This is a genomic window from Pectobacterium polonicum (assembly GCF_005497185.1).
Lineage (GTDB): Bacteria > Pseudomonadota > Gammaproteobacteria > Enterobacterales > Enterobacteriaceae > Pectobacterium > Pectobacterium polonicum.
In genome coordinates this window covers 338,732-358,296 of the sequence record NZ_RJTN01000002.1, presented here as the reverse complement: position 1 = coordinate 358,296, position 19,565 = coordinate 338,732, and the positions used below count along the sequence as shown (strand labels likewise).

Here is a 19,565-nt window from a genome sequence, read left to right as displayed (position 1 = left end):
CTTCCCCATCGGTAGGGGGAAGGCGAGGATGACTATCGATTACGCCGCTGGCGTGGTATCAGCAGGTTTTGCAGTTTTCGCTTTTTTCACGTGTTTCTTGGCAGCCTGCGCTTTCTGCGCTGGAGCGGGTTTTGCTTTCTTCACGTGTTTCTTAGCCGCTTGTGCTTTCTGTGCTGGAGCTGGCTTCGCTTTCTTCACGTGTTTCTTAGCTGCCTGTGCTTTCTGTGCTGGAGCGGGTTTTGCTTTCTTCACGTGTTTCTTAGCTGCCTGTGCTTTCTGTGCTGGAGCGTGCTTCGCTTTCTTCACATGTTTCTTGGCAGCTTGCGCTTTCTGTTCAGCAGTTGGTTTCGCTTTCTTCACCTGTTTTTTATGGTGAACAGCTTTAGCTGGAGCAGAGGTGGTCGTGGTTGCAGATGTTTGAGCGGGTACGCTGGTTACGGTATCTGCGGCAAATGCGACAGAGGACAGACCCAGAGCCGCACCTGCGATCATAACTAATACTTTATTCATCATCATTTCCTCGTTATCTCATTCACGTTTCGTGACCCTCAGGTGGGCCGTTGAAGAGAGAATAGGATAAACAGAGGGCGGCTTCAGTGAGTGATTGGTTTCGGCGTGTAACCTAATGTACAGGCCGAGGAAAGCAAAGAAATCATTGAAAGACAGCGGGATTGCCGCTGTCTTGTCGTTAAGGCTGAATGGCGATAGTAGCCTGTGCTGTCGCGGTTTTTACTGGCCAGCAAAAGCGAAAACGGGCACCGCCGAGCGGGCTTTCATCCACCGTGATATTGCCTTCGTAAGCACGTGCGATAGCATGAACAATCGCCAGCCCCAACCCACATCCGCCGCTGCTGTTCTCAATGCCTGCTTCCAGGCGAATAAACGGTTCAAAAACACTGTCTCGGTTTTCGGGAGCAATGCCGGGGCCGTCATCTTCGACTTGCAGGCACGCGATATGCGCCGCGTCGGACGTCAGGCTGATACGCAGTTGGCTGTGGCAGAAGCGTAACCCATTGCCGATCAGGTTATTCAGGACTCGTTCCATGAGACGTAAATCAAGCGCACCAATTTGTGCCGAAGGAGGCATTTCCAGTGAAATCTGTTTGTCAGGATGGATAAGACGAAAATCGTCAACTTTCGCCTGTAACCACGAAGGAATATCAATATCGGCAAGATGCAGCGTTACCTGTGGGCGATCGAGCCTGGCATAGGTCAGCAATTCGTCAATCAGCGCTTCGAGTTGACCAATATCCCGGTTTAACGCCTGCTGCTCATCTTCTGTCAGGTTGTCGCTCATCGCCAGCCGATAGCGCAGCCTGACCAACGGTGTGCGCAGTTCGTGCGCGATATTGTCAATTAGCTGCTTTTTACTGTTGATGAGCTGGTTCAGGTTATCTGCCATTCGGTTGAAGGCGACCCCCAGCCGAAACAGGCTTGAAGTGCTATCAAAGTGAATGCGCTCTTCCAGATGACCATCCCCCAGACGCTGGGCGGCATTTTCCAGTTTTAGCATGGCTTGCCAATGTGGCCGCATCCACAAGAAAACGGGTAACGCGAGCGACAGCCCGATGAGCATCACCAGCAGTAAATCCAGCAGTCTCATTTCGTGCAGAAAGAATAAATAAGGAATAGGGCCAACGGCGAGAACGTAGTGGCTACGTGGGATACGTTGAATAAACGTGTACTCGTCATCCAGCGCGATAATTTCTCCTTGGTTCAGGCGCTGCCGATTCTTGGGGCTGAGCGCATATTTGCTCACCGGTTCGATGTGCAACTTGAACGACAGGTTTAAATCAAGCTGGTTGATGGTTTTATGCCATTCGCGGGGGGGGATCGCGCGTAGCTCATTACGAATGAGATACAGCGAACTTTTCATCAGGTCGTCCATGGACTGGCGTCCGGCGCGTTCGGCCGTGACTTTATAGACCAGCCCGACCAGTAGTGTCATGACGACAAAGCAGGCGAACAGCAGGAGAAAAAACTGGACGAACAGTTTTCTCATAGCGTCACGCTCTCCCAGGTATTGGGGGCAAACAGGTAACCTTTGTTACGCACGGTTTTGATACGAAATGGTTCCAGCGGGTTGTCGTACAGTTTTTTACGCAGGCGGGAAATTGCCACATCAATACTGCGATCCATGCCATCGTAGGTCACGCCGCGCAGATTTTTCAGCAGCGCATCCCGATCCATAATGTGGCCAGCATGGGTTGCCAACTGCCAGAGGAGATCGAAATCCGCGGTGGATAACACGATGTGCTCTTGCCCTAATGTCACTTCCCGATTGACCGGGTCGATACAGAGCAGGCCGAAGTGCAGTGATTTATGCACCTGCAACGCCGCGGGCGTTGTATTTTCTGCCACAGGCTGTGGCGTAGTGGCATATTGCCGCAAATGCAGGCGCAAGCGGGCAAGCAAGACGGCGGGCGGCGTGGTTTTCAGAATGTAATCATCGGCACCCATTTCCAGTGCCAGAATATGATTCATATCGCTGTCCAGCGAGGTCAGTAGCACAATCGGGCCGCTGTACTGTGGCCGCAACTCCCGACAGATGGTCATCCCGTCTTTGCCGGGCAGCATAATGTCCAGCAGCACAAGGTCGGGCTGCTGCTGTTCAATAAAGGCCTGTGCCTGATCGCCTCGCGCTTCAACCTGAACATCAATGTCATGCTTGCCAAGGTAGGCGGCGATCAATTTCCCCACCTCGGTATCATCTTCTATAAAAACAATCTTATGCATGGTATCTACGTCATCCCCATCTCTCTGTTGATAGCATAGCCTGATGAGCGACGATAAACGAGAAGCGAAGCGTAAATGGGTGTTAAGTATTTGTTTATTTTTCAAAATTAGATAAGCTGCGGTGCGTGTTTTTTTAGTCGACTCTTGCAATTTATCGAGGGCGACCGCGCCATGATTATCGATTATCCCACCGGGAACCGTGCTAAAGATGAAACCGATTGATCAGATAAATAGCTGGATGCAGGAAGCTTTACGCCCTTATTTCGGTCTGGAACCGTTATCGGCTGAATGGGATATTTTAACGGTGCGCGACGGTTATTTTATCTGCTTCGAGGGTGACACGATCCGCAAGCGCATTACCGCCACCGCGTTAAATTATCAGGAAGAAGACGTTATTATTCAAACGCGTGGACGTGAGGTTATTTTGCCGAGAACCTCGCGGGGTAAAGAAAAAAAACTCACTTACACCAGCGTTTCTAGCGTAATGGCTGATGGCATTGTGTTTTCGGCAGGTATCAGAACGCTGAACTCGGGAAATTACGGCTATATTAACGCCAGTAATTATCGAAATTCTATTCGACTCCCGCTGCCAGAGTGTCGGGACTTGACCAGTAAAGAAGAGATTGTCGACTGGCTGAAATCTTATCACGAGCGCTTACCTGTTGATTATGCTCATAAACTGGAACGGTTGATGAGTATGAAAAATCAGCAGCATAAAACCATTCCGGGCGACATCTTTCGCGTCGAAATAGATTTACATACTGATGGTTATGTTCTGGTGATTGGCAACCTGCGTCAGATGCAAAAGGACGAATTGTTTGCTGAACACAGTATCTGGCACGATGTAATGACGATGCCGCTGTTTGTTCGGCCTTATCTGCTTCGCACGACCGAGCGTAATCCTTCTCTGTCGGAGATTGTGGCATCGCCCTTGTCTGAAAAGTGCTCGATTGTTATGGATAACTCATTTCTGCGCGGTAACTACGAGTATGTGGGATCGAAAACGTTGTCGGAAGACGACATTCTGTTCCCGGTTGGCTATGGCCCAAGCATCAGCGCACAGAAAAGTGGCTATCGCCTGTCATGGGGACCGTGTTCGATCGAGAAAGCCAGTCAGGATACCGCTTTTAAGGCTGGGCGTAGCTATATGAATAACGGGGCTTATAGCAGCGTATCAGCCGAATGCTTCGCCGATAACGGTTTCCCTGACTACGATAAAACGCTACACAACCCGGCACATCGTGAAGCGTGGGAACAGGCATTGGCCGAGTTTGGTTTTCCACCTGATACGACCTACGATGCCTTCGCCCAGCGTACTTGCGGGCTGACGCGCGCAGCCTACCTGACGTATGTCGCCAACCATAAAGCGTACCAGCGTAAGGCGCGAGTGAAGAAAAAAGGTTAGCAATAGCGTCGGCGATTTCGTTGAGCGGGTTGTTAACGCAAAGCCCGTTCGACATCGAGGCCTGACGTGTTCCCTCAGAATCGGTAGAAATAATGAAACGTGTCCGAATAAAGTGGTGCTCTGGAGCGTTTACGCGTTGTCTATTCTGAGGAGAATTCTGTTATGACACGCATCGTTCCCGTATTGGCCTCCGGGCTGCTCATCAGCCCACTGTTGCACGCTATGCCTCTTAACTACACCGTTGCCACTGATAACACGGTCATTGCGCTTTCATGGCAAGCATTTGGTCACCTGTCACAAGCCTCTCTCGACGGCGTGACGGGCAACATCACGCTGGATGCTGAAAAGGAAGTAAATGACCGTATTGATGTGAAAATTCCCATCACGACGCTACAGGCTTCCAACAGTCTGTTGACCTACCAGTTAAAAAGCAGCCTGTTTTTTGATGCTGAGCACTATCCCGATATTACTTTTACTAGCAGCAGGGTAGTGGCGTTGGGGAATGGTCACTTTCGGGTTTTTGGGTCACTGTCGGTAAAAAACGTTCAACGCCCGGTCATTCTGGAAGCCACGCTTGAAGAACATGGCGGAACCGCATCTCATGACGGTTCGCTGTCTCTCCATGCCACCACCGCTATTTCGCGCTCGTCTTTTAACATGGATCGGTTTACCGGGGTGGTGGACGATCGCGTAGCGATTAATATTGAAATTCAGGCGAAAGCCCGGCACGCAGTATAACTATTTGCCCTCCACACGTGGGGTGCCCGTGTGTGGAGGGCAGTGTACAGGCTATGCCAGTGCGGTCTGTAACCTGAGCGCATTTTCTGTCAGCGGAATAACCGGGCTACGGCCAATTAATACGAACTGATAGCCGCGAGCGCGCCACCAGACAACCTGCATATCATGGCGTTGCTCATTGTTAAGCGCGGTGGCAGTTGCCTGACGCTCAGGAGAAATACATAGCGCCATCGGCCCATATTCGGCATGCATCCAGGTAATCTGCGCAATCGACGTATTGTCATAGCTCAGCAGGCGTACCATTTTTAACTCTGCACCGTGAAGCGCCAACTGCGGTGTATTGAGCTGCAATCCAATGTTTTCGGCAGTACGAGACAGCCCACGCTGCAAGGCCTGTGCGGAGTTATCCGCATCGAGTAGGGTTTCCGCGCTGTACAGCGACATGTATTGCGCTTCAAGATCGCGAATTTTCTCGCTGTCGCTGAGAATAAGCTGGGGTGAACGTGCGAGGTAGCCGATTCCAGAGCCAATCACCAGAAAGCTGAATGACGCGGCAATCAGCGAGCGGCGGCTGACACCCGCGTGAAATGAGAATTTGCCGGGTGTTGGAACCGGTGTTGCTAACGCTTCCAGCCTGGCCAGCATCCTTGCTTTAGGCGCTTTGTCGAGCAGTGGTGCGAAGGCTTCTTCAAAAGCAAGCTGGCTTTTCATCAGCTCGGCTGTGCGCTCGGCAAGCTCTTCGTCTCCCTTGAGCAATGCCTTGAATCTTTGCGCATCGGCCTCATTCATCTCGCCATCCAGCCAGGCGACAATGGCTTCGTCACTGTAGGGGGGCGTAAAATGTACTGGTTTCAAGACTGTTTCTCCTTTACCGAAGGCGGCGTGTCAACTGATTTAGCCAGCGCACTCCGCGCGGCGGCCAGCCGGCTCATAATCGTGCCGATCGGTACCGATAGCGTGTCTGCCGCCTCCTGATAGGTAAACCCTTCGACATAAACTAAAAATACGGTGTTGCGCTGTGCTTCTGGGAGCGCGCTGACACGCTGCATTATTTTTTGGTAATGCAGGCGATCGTCATCCCGTTCATGGGTATCCGGGGCTAGCAATTCCTCACTTTCAATAAATCCTTGCCCCTGACGTACGCGGCGGGCGCGCAGTTCGGAAATCCATATTGAGTGGAGAATGGAGAACAACCATCTGTCGATACGAGTACCCGGTGTAAATTGTGCACTCTTTTCGAGCGCCCGAACGCAGGTGGACTGGACTAACTCTTCGGCAACCTCGTGGCTGCGTGATAGGACTAACCCGTAACGCCACAGGCGTGTTAGGTGTGCAGTAAGCTGCTGGCGAACTTCACTGGTGGTGATTTTCTTATCCTCGCATTGATACTCAGGGATTTAGCGCAAAGCCCGTCCGCCATCGACGCCCAGCGTTTTCCCCGTCACATAACGGCTCTTGAACAAATAGTCTACCAGTTGAACTATTTCCTCTTCGCCAGGCGCGATTTTCATCAATGACTTTTCCAACGCCTGCTGACGATATTCGTCGTCATCCTGTTCCTTGAACAGGATTAAACCGGGAGCAATGGCGTTTACCTTCACTTCCGGTGCCAGTTTGCGGGCAAACGAACGCGTCATGTTATCCAGCGCCGCTTTGCTGGCGGCATAGGCGATGTGTTTTTCGCTGCCTTTTTCAACGACGTAATCTGTCAGATGAATAATATCCGCACCCGCAATACCTTGTCCGCGTAGGCAAGGTTCCAGCAGTTGGTTGAGTAAATAGGGGGCATAGACATGAATTTGCAGCATATCGCTCAGCGTCTGCTCCAATGGTGTGTCAGGCTTTTCTGGTGTCCAACTGCTGGCGTTGTGAATAATTGCGCGTAGCTGCGGAGTAAGCGATTGAATTTGCTCCGCAAAGGTATAGATGTTTTCCGTGGTGGAAAAATCAGCGTCCAGGCAAATCGCGCCGTCTTGCTGTAGCGTCTCAAGTTCGGGATAAGGCGTGCGATAGCTGATGATGACCGGGGTCGACTGAGCCAGAAACGAACGCGCCAGCGCTAGCCCAATACGCCGTGCACCGCCGGTAATTAACACGGGAGCAGAAGAAAACGTTGTCACGGTGAAATCTCCTCAACACGCGAGTTAAAGGGGGGAACCGTGACAATATACCTGAATTAACGACTATGCAGGATATGGTTTTATACCCGTTAGGGGCGGGCGTAGTAAACCGCTGGTGAAAAAGGATAAGGGGACGGTTGAGCATCCCCTGAGTCGTTGCCTCTGCTATGCTGAGCGTGCCGTCGTCGCCTCAATGGCTTGCGCCAATGAACCGTAGAAACTCAGTCGTCCTTCAATCGGGTGAACCTTTGCTCGCGCCAGCGTTTTTAACGGCTGGAAGGGAATGTCGGTAATGATGAGCTGTTTACCCTCGGGCAGCGTTTCGCTAAAGCGCAGGAACGCATTGAGCCCGCCGGCATCCAGCACCGGCACCGCATCCCACTGTAAGATGATATTTTGGTAGCCTTCACTGCGCACGGTCAGGTCGTTGAAGATGCGTTCTGCCGCGGCAAAAAACAGCGGGCCGTTAACGCGTAACACCAGATGATCCGGTATTTTGGTGTCCGGCAGTTCGCTCAGACGGGTCATTTGTGCGATGCGTCGCATGAAGAGCAACGATGCCAGCACAATGCCGACGGTAATCGCGATCACCATATCGAACAGCACGGTCAACGACATACAGAGCAGCATCACAATAATGTCGTCTTTCGGTCCGTGGCGCAGTAAATCTACCACCTTGTGCGCTTCGCTCATGTTCCAGGCGACAATCAACAGCAGTGATGCCATTGCCGCCAGCGGCAGATAAGACAACCATGGCGCAAGTATCAGCAATGCTAACAGCACCAACAGGGCATGAACCACGGCGGAGATCGGCGAGTTCGCGCCTGCGCGCACGTTGGCGGCAGAGCGGGCAATCGCGGCGGTCGCGGTAATACCGCCAAAGAAAGGTGCGATGATGTTACCGAAGCCTTGCCCCATCAGCTCGGCATTAGAATTGTGTTTTTTTCCTGTCATGCCATCCAGTACGACGGCGCACAGCAGCGACTCAATCGCACCCAGCATCGCCATCGAGAATGCCGCAGGCAGCAGAGCGGAAATGCTTTGCCAATCCAACGTCATCGTCTTCCCATCCGGCGACGGAATGTCCCACGGTAAAATAAGCTGCGGTAAAATGGGCGGAATCCCTTGCCCTTGCGAACCGTCCGCCAGCATGTAACTAAAGCGGGAGCCGATGGTGGCCACATTTTCACCCAGTAGCGACATAATCCCCATCACCGCGACGCCTGCCAGCAGCGCAGGCAAGTGACCGGGTAGGCGGATACCGAGTCTGGGCCAAACGATGAGAACCAGCAGCGTCGTTGCGCCGATCAGCGTATCGGCAAGATGGAGGGTTGGCAGCGATTGCGCCAGTGCCGACACTTTTTCGACGTAGTGCTCGGGGACTACGGCCATCTGCAAGCCGAAGAAATCTTTGATTTGCATCGTACCGATGGTGATAGCGATCCCTGAGGTAAACCCCAGCGTCACGGAGAGCGGAATATATTCGATCAGTCGGCCGAAGCGGCAGAGCCCCATCAGCAGCAGAAACACACCGGAAAGCAGGGTGGCGACCAGCAGGCCGGATAACCCAAACTGCTGTGACACGGGATAGAGAATGACGACGAAAGCTGCTGTCGGACCCGATACGCTGTAGCGCGAACCGCCGCTGACGGCAATGACGATCCCGGCAATCGCCGAAGTATATAACCCGTACTGTGGGGGAACGCCGCTGGCAATCGCCAGCGCCATCGCCAGCGGAATGGCGATGATGCCGACGGTAACGCCAGCGATAATGTCGTGGATAAAACGTTGTAGCGTATATTTTTCGCGCCAGCACGCGTCAATCAGCGCGCTGAACGGCCTGACGCCGTTAATTCCGTGCGTTTTCATCTAAGCAGAAACCAAAGTAAGGAAGTAAATCAACATGGCGGGCCTGCCGGTCCGTCGACGACAGCCTTACGATACGCTGGAGGCGCTGAGAAGATCCAGAGATACATCAAGAGAAGTGCAGTTTGACGAGGCTGACGCGGCGAAAACCGCGTCAACTGAGAGGTTATAGCGTGATGGTGATCAGATAGGCGGCAAAGAGTGCTAAATGCGCACTGCCGCTCAATACGTTCGTTCTCCCTGTGGAGAATGTAATGTGGCACAGCACCAACACAGACAGCATCACGACGATATGTGGCATATCCAGACCGAAGTTTAGCGTACGGCCTGTCATCATCGCGATGATGGTGACGGTGGGGACGGTGAGTGAAATCGTCGCCAGTACGGAACCAAAGAACAGGTTCATAGCACGCTGTACCTGATTTTTTAGAACCGCACGGATAGCTCCCAGCCCTTCAGGTGAGAGGATTAACAGCGCGACCAGAAAGCCCGTAAACTGCGTCGGCGCGTTCATTTCGGTCAGCAGCGTTTCCAGCGGCATTGAATTGGTCTTGGTCACGGCAATAACGGCAATCAGATGAACCAGAAGCCAACCGGTGTGCCACAGCGAGCTGTGCGCGGACGGTTTACCGTGATGTGGATCGTCGCCGTCACCTTCGTCTTCATGTTCATAGACAAACAGACTTTGGTGCGTACGCGTTTGAATCAACAGAAAAACACCGTACATCGCCGCAGAAATGGCGGCAATAATCAGCGACTGCGCTACGCTGAAGTTACCGTCGGGTAAGGCGCTGGGGAAAACCAGCACAATCACCGCCAGCGGGAATATCGCCATCAGATACTGCTTGATGCCACTGAGGTTGACATACTGCGTGGCGAATTTACGGCCACCGAGCAAGAGGGCAAAGCCCACCAGGCCGCCAGTGACGATCACGATAATGGAATAGAGCGTATCACGCATCAGGTCCGGGCCCGCGTCGCCAGTGGCCATCAGCGCCGAAATTAGGCTGACTTCAAGAATCACAACGGACAGGCTGAGGATGAGTGAACCGTAAGGTTCACCCAGGCGATGAGCGAGCACGTCAGCATGGCGTACTACGCTAAATGCACTGAAAAGAATACCGGCTAGCGCGAGGGCGTTGATACCGAGAATGGCGACAAAATCTTGTGAACTGCCCCACATGTAGAGCACGGCCAGCGCAATAACAGGAAAAATGAGTGAGTATTCATGATGGCGAGTTTTGACCACCTCAGCATGAGACTTCATTGTGGGTGTTCTCCTTATCCAGAGGAATGGTGCGGCAAAATATCCCCGTCATACATCAAGCTAGCGCACTGACAACTCGAATGACTCGGGCATAAAGCAATTTATTAAGGATATAAAACCATTTATTCATGGCCGTAACACAATAATAAACCGCAAAAGGTTACTAGAAAGTAGTTATAACGTAATAAAACGAACAATATGATAACAGATTGTCGTATTGGTGCGGGGAGTTTTACGGATTTTTACGTTTTGAGCATAAATTTAAATGAAAAGGGAGAATCTATCTATCTTCTCCCTATGACTATAATATCAAATGTATTTTTTATGGTTATTCGTCAGGATTGTCCATAATATCGTGACGTTTATGATGATAATCCTCTTCATTTAGCCCTTCTCGCCAATAAGGTACTGCATATATCTGATTTCGTTCACACCCGCGTTCGCGGCGCACGTGGCGACGAAGCTGAACCACGATACGATCCTCACCGGCTAACCAGTAAAATGCATTATCAGTTACTGGGAGTGCCTGAAAATGCTGCACCAGCGCGTCGGTCGTTTCTGTCCCGCCAATGATCCAATGCAGTTGAAGCTGTGATGGTTTCGCTATATCGAGTTTATCCGCCTCGCTATCGACACGGATCACGGCATGTCCCTGAGCGTCATCGGGCAGGTTCTCCAACAGCGCTATGAGCGCGGGGAGTGAAGATGGGTCAGCCGCCAGATAATATGCGGCAGCGGGAGGCAGCATCGGGAGTGGGCCGCCGGGTTGCGAAATACCCACCCAGTCGCCGGGCTTGGCCTGACGAGCAAAGTTGACGGCAGGGCCAACGTGCTCATGCAGCGCGAAAACCATATCCAGCTCCGCATCCTCTGGGCGCAACGCCCGGACGCTATAGGTGCGAACGATAGGGCGGGCTTCGCCTTCCGGCCAGATCGGACCGCGTTCACCGATGACGGGCAGAGCTGGTTTTTGTTGTCCAGCCTGAGGCAGAAACAGTTTGAGATGCGCACCGTATCGCTCGGCTGGGTAGTCGCGCAGCGCATCATGATGGAACGTAATACAGCGTAAATGTGGGGAAATATCGTGAATCTGTTTAACCTGAACTAAAACAGGCTGACGCGGCGTTGCCATTCAGTGTCTCCGTGGTAGTCAATTCCAGTATGGGAAATAATAACAACACGAGATGATAATTATTATCGTTTTGTGTCTAGTCGTGGTCATTTCCATCGAAATAAATACGCTGTTGGGCTTTCATCTTCAGCGAAAGGCCGAAGATAGGCTTCTGTTATCACAAAAATGGTGTTTATATCAGGAAGACGTCAAGTCTGACGCCGTATTGCCGATGAGTTGATATAAAGGCGGAACATTACGTGATGCGAAACATTATCACGAACTTTTTCAGCTTTTGTGACCTGTATCAAGCTTGATCGCGAAGCCATAAATGAATAACCTCAAGTTCTATGGTGTTGTAAAATTAAACAGATGAAGCAGTTGGGTTTTTAAACACAGGGCGAGAGCCGATCTGATGAGCAGAAAAAGAGTAGGGCTGGGGGTGGTAAGTAGTGTTAACACGCGATTTTTTGCAGAAAGCAGATTGTAGAACGTCTTTTGGATGTATTGAAGAAACCTTACTGCTCACGCCGCAACAGCGGGCTGATTCTCTGGATAGGACGCTGGCGCTACGGCCCAATAGCTGTCCTGTCTGGGTATTTGGCTACGGTTCACTTATGTGGAACCCGGTTTTTGACGCCGAAGAAATCTGTCTGGCAACGTTGGCGGGATGGCAGCGTGCTTTTTGCCTGCGCCTCACTATCGGTCGCGGCACGACAACACAGCCGGGGCGGATGCTGGCGTTGCAACCCGGCGGGCAAACAACGGGGTTGGCTTTCCGCCTGCCGGAAACCTCATTGCGTGAAGATTTGGAACTACTCTGGAAGCGAGAAATGCTGACGGGCTGCTATCGTCCACTCTGGTGCGAATTACAGCGTAAGAACGGCGCACCGTTGACGGCGCTGGTGTTTGTTTCCGAGCCGGAACATCCCCTGAACGAAAATGATACCTGCATTCAGAGCGTCGCACCGCTGATTGCGCGCGCTAGCGGTCCGCTTGGCACCAATGCGCAATATCTTTTTGCACTCGAGCAAGAACTGAAAAATCATGGAACAGAAGATGAACGCGTGAGCGAATTGGCGCAGCGGGTGCGTATTCTGCAACAGTCGTGCTCTGAGTCAGCAGGGAATAGTCAGTAACGGTAAGTGAGTGGAGAAATTCACGGTGAACGACGAGTTCGCCATTCACCGTGAAACGATGTGGAAGTGACGGTATTACCAGCCGACGCCAACACCCATGGTGTACAGCGTGTCGTCAACATTCCCCTGATTACTTTCGATACGGGTACGTGATACTTTCATGGTCATAGAAGACCAGTCAGTTAGCTTGAAGCGCAGGCCTGCATCCGCTTTCAGATAGATGGGTGCCGTGCCGTCAAATGAACGTCCCAATTCACCGTTGGTGAAGGCTTCAACGTTTTTGCTGAACAAATAGCGGTTGTACGCCCACTTTATCGCGCCAGAGTAGAAGTCATCATCGCCCTGATCGCGGTACACGAAGGTTTGGGAGTTGACCAGCGACGTCAGTGAGAACGCGCCTAAGTCGTTATCCCAGAACTGATAACCAGGACCGAGACCGAAAGAGCGGTTGATTTTAATGCTTTCAATCCAGTCACGTTTGTACTGATAACGGCCCTGCCAGAACCAGTTTTCATCCACGAATTTATCCAGCGCATATTCGCCAGCCGCATTCTTGGTGCTCTCGACTTTATCCTCTTTTGCCAAATGATAGCTGGCATCAAGGTTGTGTCGCCACGTATCGTGACGCGCTTTGGTGTTCAGCGTCACATCGTAATTATCGGTTTCTGTCGAGCTTTTCTTGTGCGACATGCCAGCATCGATGTTGCCTTTCCAGGCGAAATCGGTCACCAGCGGCTTCTGTGCCACGATGGAGGTGATCTCAGAAAGCGGCAATGTTTGCGGACCAGTTGCTTCGTTAGCCAGCGATGGGCTCGCGACGATGGCGCGGTTCTCACCGGCTTTCACCGCTGGGTACAGTACGCCTTTCTCGTAGCGTTCACCCTGAATCACCAGGCCATGATCGCTTTCAAAGGTTTTCACCTGATCCCAGGCTACCGAGATGGAGCCTGCATAGTCGGTGTTGACAAAGAGTTTGCCGCCGTCAAGCAGCGTGATTTTCCCTGTGACCTTGTCGCCATTGTTCAGCCAAATGGTGTCAGCGTGGCTTTGCGTAATGCCTGCGGAGAGGGCGATGACCAAGCTGAGGGAAGAAATTGCGTGTTTGGATAGTGTCATTATTGCCAAATAAACCGTGGTGACATGTAGTGAGACGTCCGTCAGAGACGAAGACGTGCAGCCGTTGATAACGAACCGGTTTAGCCCGGAACGGCAAACATTAACAGGAATCTGAGTGATGCTCTACCCGAAAACGATAATTGATTAGAATGTAAATAGTTATAAAAGTTGCTATTGATGATTAACCGCTATAACGCGATGTCTGTCACATTTTTAGCGGTGGCAGAGGACGCCGATGTGGGGGGGATCTCTGGCCCTGCGTGTTTCAGGCCAGAGAGCGTGTGCGATGATTGTGCTACGCGGTACGCTGCGTGCGTGATGTATTGCTGCTAAGGAAACGTGAGGTCAGGAACGTCCTTACGCGGAACACAATTCGTTCCTGGAAGAGAACGCATAGCGTCACGGTGCTGAGCAGGAAAATGATGTAGCCCGTCATGGACAACTGTACTTGACCGGCAGCGGCAATACACTGGTCCCAATCGCTGAAACAGGCCATTGGATTACCGCGTATCAGCTGTTCCAACGTGCGGAACAGATTGAAGAGCGGAACATGTAGCGCAAAGATGGAGAGCGATGCAGCCCCCAGTCGTGGTGACCAATGCCGCAGCCACTCGCTGTTAGGCTCACGCGCCAGTGCACTGAGACACACTAAACCAACCTGAGCTGGCAACAGCAAACCGTTGTGCAGCAGAAAGTACCAATAAGCATCACCTTTCGTGAATAGCCAGGTCGCCACGAGGAAGTTTATAGCGATAAACAGGGCAACGCTGTAGCGCTGGCCCTTGCTTAACGGTGAGCGATCTTTCTGGCGATAATGACGGAACAGCGCATAGCCTAAAATCCCGGCCAGAAATTCCGGCAAACGGAAGATCGGCCCACGTTGCAACAGTCCGGTGTACGGCATGCCGAACTGCTGCTGCCAGATCACCCAAATCGGCGGTAGCAGATACAGCAAGCAGACGATGCCCATCCACAGCCACGGATGACGGCTGTTCAACAGACGCGGAGCCAACAGCGGAAATGCCAGATAGAAAAAGAACAGCGTAGAAAGCGACCATAACGGGGCATTGAAGGTCAGGAAGTAAGGATTCCATGCCTGCAACATCAGTACCTGCAATAACCCGTTGAACGCCAGTTGTGCATTCGTCATGTAATGGCGCAGCGTTTCGGGGTCGGCAGCGGGGTCGTTGGTGTCATAAATGACGAACCGCGCACTGGCGACTTGTCCTTCCGGCGGCACCGCCAGCCACTGCATGAGCGTGACGACGGCAATAGAAGACAACAGGGCGATGATATGGATAGGGTAAAGATTAAAGAAGCGTTTAGCCCAGAACTGGCGAACAGGTTCGCGCAGACGCCCGTCCTTAATGTAGACATGCGCGAGCAAAAAACCAGACAGGACAAAGAACGTGCTGGTGGCGAAGAACCCCATACTCGTGAGTTCGCTCAAAAAAGGGATGCGCTCACGCTGGGGGTAGATGTGAACCGTGTGATAAATCATCACGTAGCAGCCGAGCAAAAATCGTAACCATTCCAGGCCGATAAATCGCTCCTTACTGACCTTCTTCATGTTGTTCCTCAACGTTAAACTCGGTGTAAAAGCTTAAAAATGCGATTACAAACTAGTTTAGACGAGAGCAACGTCACATTAATTAGGATAATGGCTATAAATGCCGGTATCGTTTAGCAACCGTTTAATTTGGTAGAATGGTGGTGGTATTTCCACCAACTTCTGCTGCATCCTCGCTCGCGCGAGGATAATCTCGATGGGAGGGGCGCCTGGGCGCCTTATCCTTACCGCTGATCATAACTGCCGGTTTTACACTTTGATTAAATAATTTTGTTACGATTTGATTAAATGACTTTTTCTTGCAATACCCAGACTGCCGCTTCAACGCGCGATTTGAGCTTCATTTTCTTCAACAGGTGTTTGACGTGAACTTTCACGGTACTTTCCGTAATGGTGAGCTTACGGGCAATCACTTTATTGGAGAGTCCCTGAGCCAGCAATTTCAGAATATCGCGTTCGCGTGGCGTGAGTTGCTGAATATCCCGGTCACTGCTGTGGCGACTTTCACGCAGGCTGGCGGCCAAAATTGGGGTCAACGTTTCACTCAGCACCATTTTCCCAGATGCCGCCTGATGCAGCGCGGCTAATAAATCTTCCGGCTCCATATCTTTCAGCAGGTAACCATCGGCACCATTCTTTAATGCATTGACCACATCGTCTTCATGGTTAGATACGCTAAAGACGACAATACGGCCGGACAGTGACTTTTCCCGCAGGCGATTTAGCGTTTCCAGACCATTCATGCCGGGCATATTCAAATCGAGCAAAATCAAATCCGGGTCCAACTGTTCCGCGAGTTCGACACCCTGTTCGCCGTGACTGGCTTCACCGGCCACCTGTAATTCTGGGTCCATACTGATGAGTTGTTTAACGCCATTGCGCAACATGGGATGGTCATCAATCAGCAGTAGGGTGGCGGCGTCTTCGTTAATCATGTGTTTCTCCTGTTAATGGTAGCCGGTGACGGTATTCGGAGAGGAAACTGACATTGACTTCAGTCCCCCCCAGTGGCCGGCGTCGAACAATGCATTCGCCGTGCAAACCTCGTGCACGGTCGCGCATGATAATCAGTCCATAGTGGTTGGCGCGGCTGGCATCATCGGGAATGCCGATGCCGTTATCTGTCACGCTAAGTTCGATACAACCCTGACGTAGTTGCAGCGTGATATCGACCTGCGTGGCCTGCGCGTGTTTATAAATATTGCTCAGTGCTTCACGCACAATTTGTAGAACGTGAATGCCTTGATGAGCAGAGACCGACTGTGGTGGCAAATGGTAATGCAGTTCGATGGGATACCCTAACCGCTTGCCGAATTCATCGACCGATGCCCGCAGCGCGGCAAGTAAGCCAGACTCAGAAAGTTTCAGCCGGAAGGTGGTCAACAGTTCACGCAGTTGGCGGTAGGCGGTGTTCAACTCTTCCCGCATTTCCGTCAGCAACTGCTGGGAAGCTGGGGGCAAATCGCCGCCCTGCATTTGCAGGCAGCTCACCTGAATTTTCAGGCAGGAGAGGGATTGTGCGATAGAGTCGTGTAGTTCGCGGGCAATGGTGGCGCGTTCTTCCATCAGCATCAACTGCTGCTGATGGTTGGACTGTCGTTCTAACGCCAGTGTACTGGTCAACTGCTCTAATAAGGTATTCAGCAACTGATTCTGATCGCGACTTAATGTGGTATTACCCGGCAAGGTGGCCAGCACAACACCGTATTGCCCGTGTTTATCGTGGAGATCCCAACAGTGAGGTTCACCCGGCAATTCTTCACGTTTTGCCTGCATACCGCAGCTCTGACAGCTGTTATCCGGGCAGTGGTCCGGTTGTAATTGGTTGCAATCGCTAAACTGGTGAAACTGTTCTTGATTGTTATCTTCATACAGCCGTAGTTGAATATTGCGCAGCGGCGTTAATGAAGGTAATTCGTTCAAGATCGGCATCAGCCGACTACACAGCGGCGCACCGGTATGTAGGCGTCGGCTGGCGCGATAAAGGAAAGAAAGCAGATCGTTCTTCTGTTGCAGATCGGCGGTTTTCTCTATCACTCGCTGTTCCAGACTGTGGTACATGGCGGAAAGCTCATCCGACATGCTGTTCAACACCTGTCCCAGCGTGCTCATTTCATCATGCCCGTTGATGGTGACGCGTTGGGTGAAGTCACCCTGTCCGATAGCCTGCGCCATCGAAACCAGACGCCGCCACGGTGTCAGCAAGCGGCGACGTAGATAAAAGAACGTGGTAACCAGCAGGATAAACATGATGCCGATGAAGATACGCTGCACCAGCGTGACCATCATTAACCGCTGCTCGGTTTTATGATCGATAGCGGAAACCAGATCGTCTAATTGTTTCACGAAACGAGCGACATCCGGCGCGGCATCGGCAGAGTGCGTCGCCTGCCGCAGATGCGGTTGCAGGCTCTCCAGCCAGAAAACGCGCAGCGCAGTGAATTGTTCACTAAGCCCTTCCCGGCGCACCGCCTGCTGAAGGTCGCTACTGATTTCGTCTTCTTCCAGTTCTTGCAGATAAATTTGATTCTCGGCAGAGAGTGGCACCATCGATAGCAACCGGTAGCTTTGCATACGCAGCGAGCCTGCTTTATTAATGGCGTGCGCATTCCCTTGGATGCTTTGTGACATCCAACTGGAAACCGACATGCCTGCAATACCCAACAAACCGAGTAGCAGCATCAACAGTGCAACCTGATTGACGAGCGACAGCGGCAGCAGGAAACGTTTCAACATAATAAAGCGACCTCTGCTGGAGGAGTAGAAAACCAGTACCGAGAAGGATAACCCTTTTGGCATTTTTCCCGATCCTACATGATAACCCTATACCCACTAGTGAGTACCACCGAATATCCATGTCTTGAAAGGGGATATGGCAGTAAGAAAAAAGAGAGATATAACAGATTGAATTATCGATGCTTATTTTTCTATTTTTATTACTCATTAAGGAGTGTGGTTATTTTTACCCGGTTTTTTTACCTGACAGCGCGTTGATTTGCATCAACTTTACCTGCTGTGTAATCCCTAATGTTGCGCCTTAATTCTACCGCGTTTTTATTTATCGAGGTTTTTATGACGCAGCCTTCATCACCCGAAAAAGTATCGCAAAGCACGCTGATAAGGGAATGGAATCCTGAAGATGCAAAATTATGGCAATCTGGTGGACAACGGATAGCACAGCGTAATCTTTGGATCTCCGTACCGTGCCTGCTGTTGTCGTTTTGTGTCTGGATGATTTTCAGCACCGTGGCCGTTAACTTAAACAAGGTCGGATTTAGTTTTACCACAGACCAGCTCTTTTTGCTTACCGCGCTGCCTTCCGTTTCCGGTGCGCTGTTGCGTGTCCCTTACTCCTTCGTTATCCCCATGGTTGGCGGCCGCCGGTGGACGACGTTAAGTACCATTATTCTGGTTATCCCGTGTATTTGGCTTGGGTTTGCCGTACAGAATCCGCAAACGCCTTACAGCATTTTCGTTACGATTTCCCTGATGTGTGGTTTCGCGGGGGCGAATTTCGCGTCCAGCATGGCGAACATCAGTTTCTTCTTCCCCAAATCACGTCAGGGCAGTGCATTAGGTATTAACGGCGGATTGGGCAACCTCGGCGTGAGTGTGATGCAGTTGCTGGTGCCGGTGGTGATTTTTCTGCCGATTCTGGGCTTTTCCGGTAATGGCGTTGTTCAGCCAGACGGTAACCAAATTTGGCTGCACCACGCCGCGTGGATGTGGGTACCGTTTCTGGTTATTGCTGCAACGGCTGCCTGGTTTGGCATGAACGATCTGTCGACGGCCAATGCGTCGATACGCAAGCAGTTACCGGTGTTGAAGCAAATGCACCTGTGGGTACTCAGCTTCCTGTATCTGTCCACCTTTGGCTCATTTATCGGTTTTTCGGCAGGTTTCGGTATGCTGTCGAGAACGCAGTTTCCCGACATTGTTATTCTGTACTACGCGTTCTTCGGGCCGCTGTTGGGGGCGCTGGCGCGTCCGGTTGGCGGAATGCTGTCCGATCGCTTTGGCGGTGTGAAAGTCACGCTGATTAACTTCATCCTGATGGCGATTTTCTCGGTGTTACTGTTCCTGTCTTTGCCGAGTGCGAACTCTGCCGGTTCATTCGGGATGTTCTTTGGCATCTTCATGATGTTGTTCCTGACGGCGGGTTTGGGGAGTGGGTCAACGTTCCAGATGATTGCCGTGATTTTCCGTAAATTAACGGGAGACCGGGTTAAAGCACAGGGTGGCAGCGATGCGGATGCACAGAGTTCTGCCGCTACAGATACCGCTGCGGCGCTGGGCTTCATTTCGGCCATTGGCGCGATCGGCGGCTTCTTCATCCCGCAAGCTTTCGGGATGTCGCTTGAGTTGACCGGTTCACCCACCGGCGCCATGAAAGTGTTTGTGGTGTGCTACGTGGTGTGCATTCTGGTGACCTGGTTGTTTTATGCCAGAAAGAAAAGCTGATTCGCCAGAAAGAAAAGCGGATTCCTCTCGCCGACG

General features: G+C 51.8%; 17 protein-coding genes. 4 read left to right on the top strand and 13 right to left on the bottom strand.

Features of this window, described 5'->3' with window-relative positions:
* Window positions 1-39: 39 nt before the first annotated feature.
* From asr to rstA, 3 genes are all read right to left on the bottom strand, one after another.
* Window positions 40-510: an acid resistance repetitive basic protein Asr gene (gene asr, locus EDI29_RS03985; protein ID WP_137739823.1), complete on the bottom strand. Its 471-nt coding sequence runs from the start codon at window positions 508-510 to the stop codon at window positions 40-42.
* A 178-nt stretch (window positions 511-688) separates the two neighbouring features.
* A complete protein-coding gene (rstB, locus tag EDI29_RS03980; RefSeq protein ID WP_137739822.1) occupies window positions 689-2,002 on the bottom strand; it encodes a two-component system sensor histidine kinase RstB in 1,314 nt (437 codons plus the stop codon).
* Window positions 1,999-2,736: a two-component system response regulator RstA gene (gene rstA / locus EDI29_RS03975; protein WP_107169671.1), complete on the bottom strand. Its 738-nt coding sequence runs from the start codon at window positions 2,734-2,736 to the stop codon at window positions 1,999-2,001. Before rstA ends, rstB begins: the two co-directional genes overlap by 4 nt.
* 208 nt (window positions 2,737-2,944) lie before the next feature.
* Between rstA and EDI29_RS03970 the strand changes: the two genes are divergently transcribed.
* Both EDI29_RS03970 and EDI29_RS03965 read left to right on the top strand, forming a co-directional pair.
* Window positions 2,945-4,141: an immunity 26/phosphotriesterase HocA family protein gene (locus tag EDI29_RS03970; protein WP_137739821.1), complete on the top strand. Its 1,197-nt coding sequence runs from the start codon at window positions 2,945-2,947 to the stop codon at window positions 4,139-4,141.
* Between the two features lie 162 nt (window positions 4,142-4,303).
* Complete coding sequence (locus EDI29_RS03965; RefSeq protein WP_137739820.1) at window positions 4,304-4,879, top strand: YceI family protein; 576 nt, start codon at window positions 4,304-4,306, stop codon at window positions 4,877-4,879.
* A 51-nt stretch (window positions 4,880-4,930) separates the two neighbouring features.
* Here EDI29_RS03965 and EDI29_RS03960 read toward each other — a convergent pair whose 3' ends face one another.
* The 6 genes from EDI29_RS03960 to EDI29_RS03935 form a co-directional block, all read right to left on the bottom strand.
* Window positions 4,931-5,734, bottom strand: a complete 804-nt coding sequence (locus EDI29_RS03960) for an anti-sigma factor family protein (RefSeq protein WP_137739819.1) — start codon at window positions 5,732-5,734, stop codon at window positions 4,931-4,933.
* The gene (locus EDI29_RS03955; RefSeq protein ID WP_193555639.1) at window positions 5,731-6,246 is read right to left on the bottom strand and encodes a sigma-70 family RNA polymerase sigma factor; all 516 of its coding nucleotides are present in this window, start codon (window positions 6,244-6,246) and stop codon (window positions 5,731-5,733) included. The genes EDI29_RS03960 and EDI29_RS03955 overlap by 4 nt, the downstream gene beginning before the upstream one ends.
* Window positions 6,247-6,276: 30 nt before the next feature.
* Window positions 6,277-6,999: a dihydromonapterin reductase gene (gene folM, locus EDI29_RS03950; protein ID WP_137739817.1), complete on the bottom strand. Its 723-nt coding sequence runs from the start codon at window positions 6,997-6,999 to the stop codon at window positions 6,277-6,279.
* A 165-nt stretch (window positions 7,000-7,164) separates the two neighbouring features.
* On the bottom strand, window positions 7,165-8,868 hold the full coding sequence (dauA, locus tag EDI29_RS03945; protein WP_137739816.1) for a C4-dicarboxylic acid transporter DauA: 1,704 nt from the start codon (window positions 8,866-8,868) through the stop codon (window positions 7,165-7,167).
* Window positions 8,869-9,031: 163 nt separating this feature from the next.
* Window positions 9,032-10,132 (bottom strand): sodium-potassium/proton antiporter ChaA, encoded by a 1,101-nt coding sequence (chaA, locus tag EDI29_RS03940; protein ID WP_137739815.1) that lies wholly within the window; start codon window positions 10,130-10,132, stop codon window positions 9,032-9,034.
* A gap of 328 nt (window positions 10,133-10,460) precedes the next feature.
* Window positions 10,461-11,264, bottom strand: a complete 804-nt coding sequence (locus tag EDI29_RS03935; protein WP_137739814.1) for a siderophore-interacting protein — start codon at window positions 11,262-11,264, stop codon at window positions 10,461-10,463.
* A 431-nt stretch (window positions 11,265-11,695) separates the two neighbouring features.
* Between EDI29_RS03935 and EDI29_RS03930 the strand changes: the two genes are divergently transcribed.
* Window positions 11,696-12,382 carry a gamma-glutamylcyclotransferase gene (locus tag EDI29_RS03930; RefSeq protein ID WP_137739813.1) on the top strand — a complete coding sequence of 229 codons (687 nt, stop codon included), beginning with the start codon at window positions 11,696-11,698 and terminating at the stop codon, window positions 12,380-12,382.
* Between the two features lie 75 nt (window positions 12,383-12,457).
* On the opposite strand, the gene EDI29_RS03925 is transcribed toward EDI29_RS03930, so the two are convergent.
* From EDI29_RS03925 to narX, 4 genes are all read right to left on the bottom strand, one after another.
* Window positions 12,458-13,498 (bottom strand): DUF481 domain-containing protein, encoded by a 1,041-nt coding sequence (locus EDI29_RS03925; RefSeq protein ID WP_137739812.1) that lies wholly within the window; start codon window positions 13,496-13,498, stop codon window positions 12,458-12,460.
* A 295-nt stretch (window positions 13,499-13,793) separates the two neighbouring features.
* Complete coding sequence (locus EDI29_RS03920; RefSeq protein ID WP_137739811.1) at window positions 13,794-15,068, bottom strand: acyltransferase family protein; 1,275 nt, start codon at window positions 15,066-15,068, stop codon at window positions 13,794-13,796.
* Between the two features lie 284 nt (window positions 15,069-15,352).
* On the bottom strand, window positions 15,353-16,003 hold the full coding sequence (gene narL, locus EDI29_RS03915; RefSeq protein WP_010276892.1) for a two-component system response regulator NarL: 651 nt from the start codon (window positions 16,001-16,003) through the stop codon (window positions 15,353-15,355).
* Window positions 15,996-17,804: a nitrate/nitrite two-component system sensor histidine kinase NarX gene (gene narX / locus EDI29_RS03910; RefSeq protein ID WP_193555638.1), complete on the bottom strand. Its 1,809-nt coding sequence runs from the start codon at window positions 17,802-17,804 to the stop codon at window positions 15,996-15,998. The genes narL and narX overlap by 8 nt, the downstream gene beginning before the upstream one ends.
* Window positions 17,805-18,140: 336 nt before the next feature.
* Here narX and EDI29_RS03905 point away from each other — a divergent pair, with 336 nt between their 5' ends.
* Entirely contained in the window at window positions 18,141-19,529 is a 1,389-nt protein-coding gene (locus tag EDI29_RS03905; protein WP_137739809.1) for a NarK family nitrate/nitrite MFS transporter, read from the top strand.
* The last annotated feature ends 36 nt before the right edge of the window (window positions 19,530-19,565 follow it).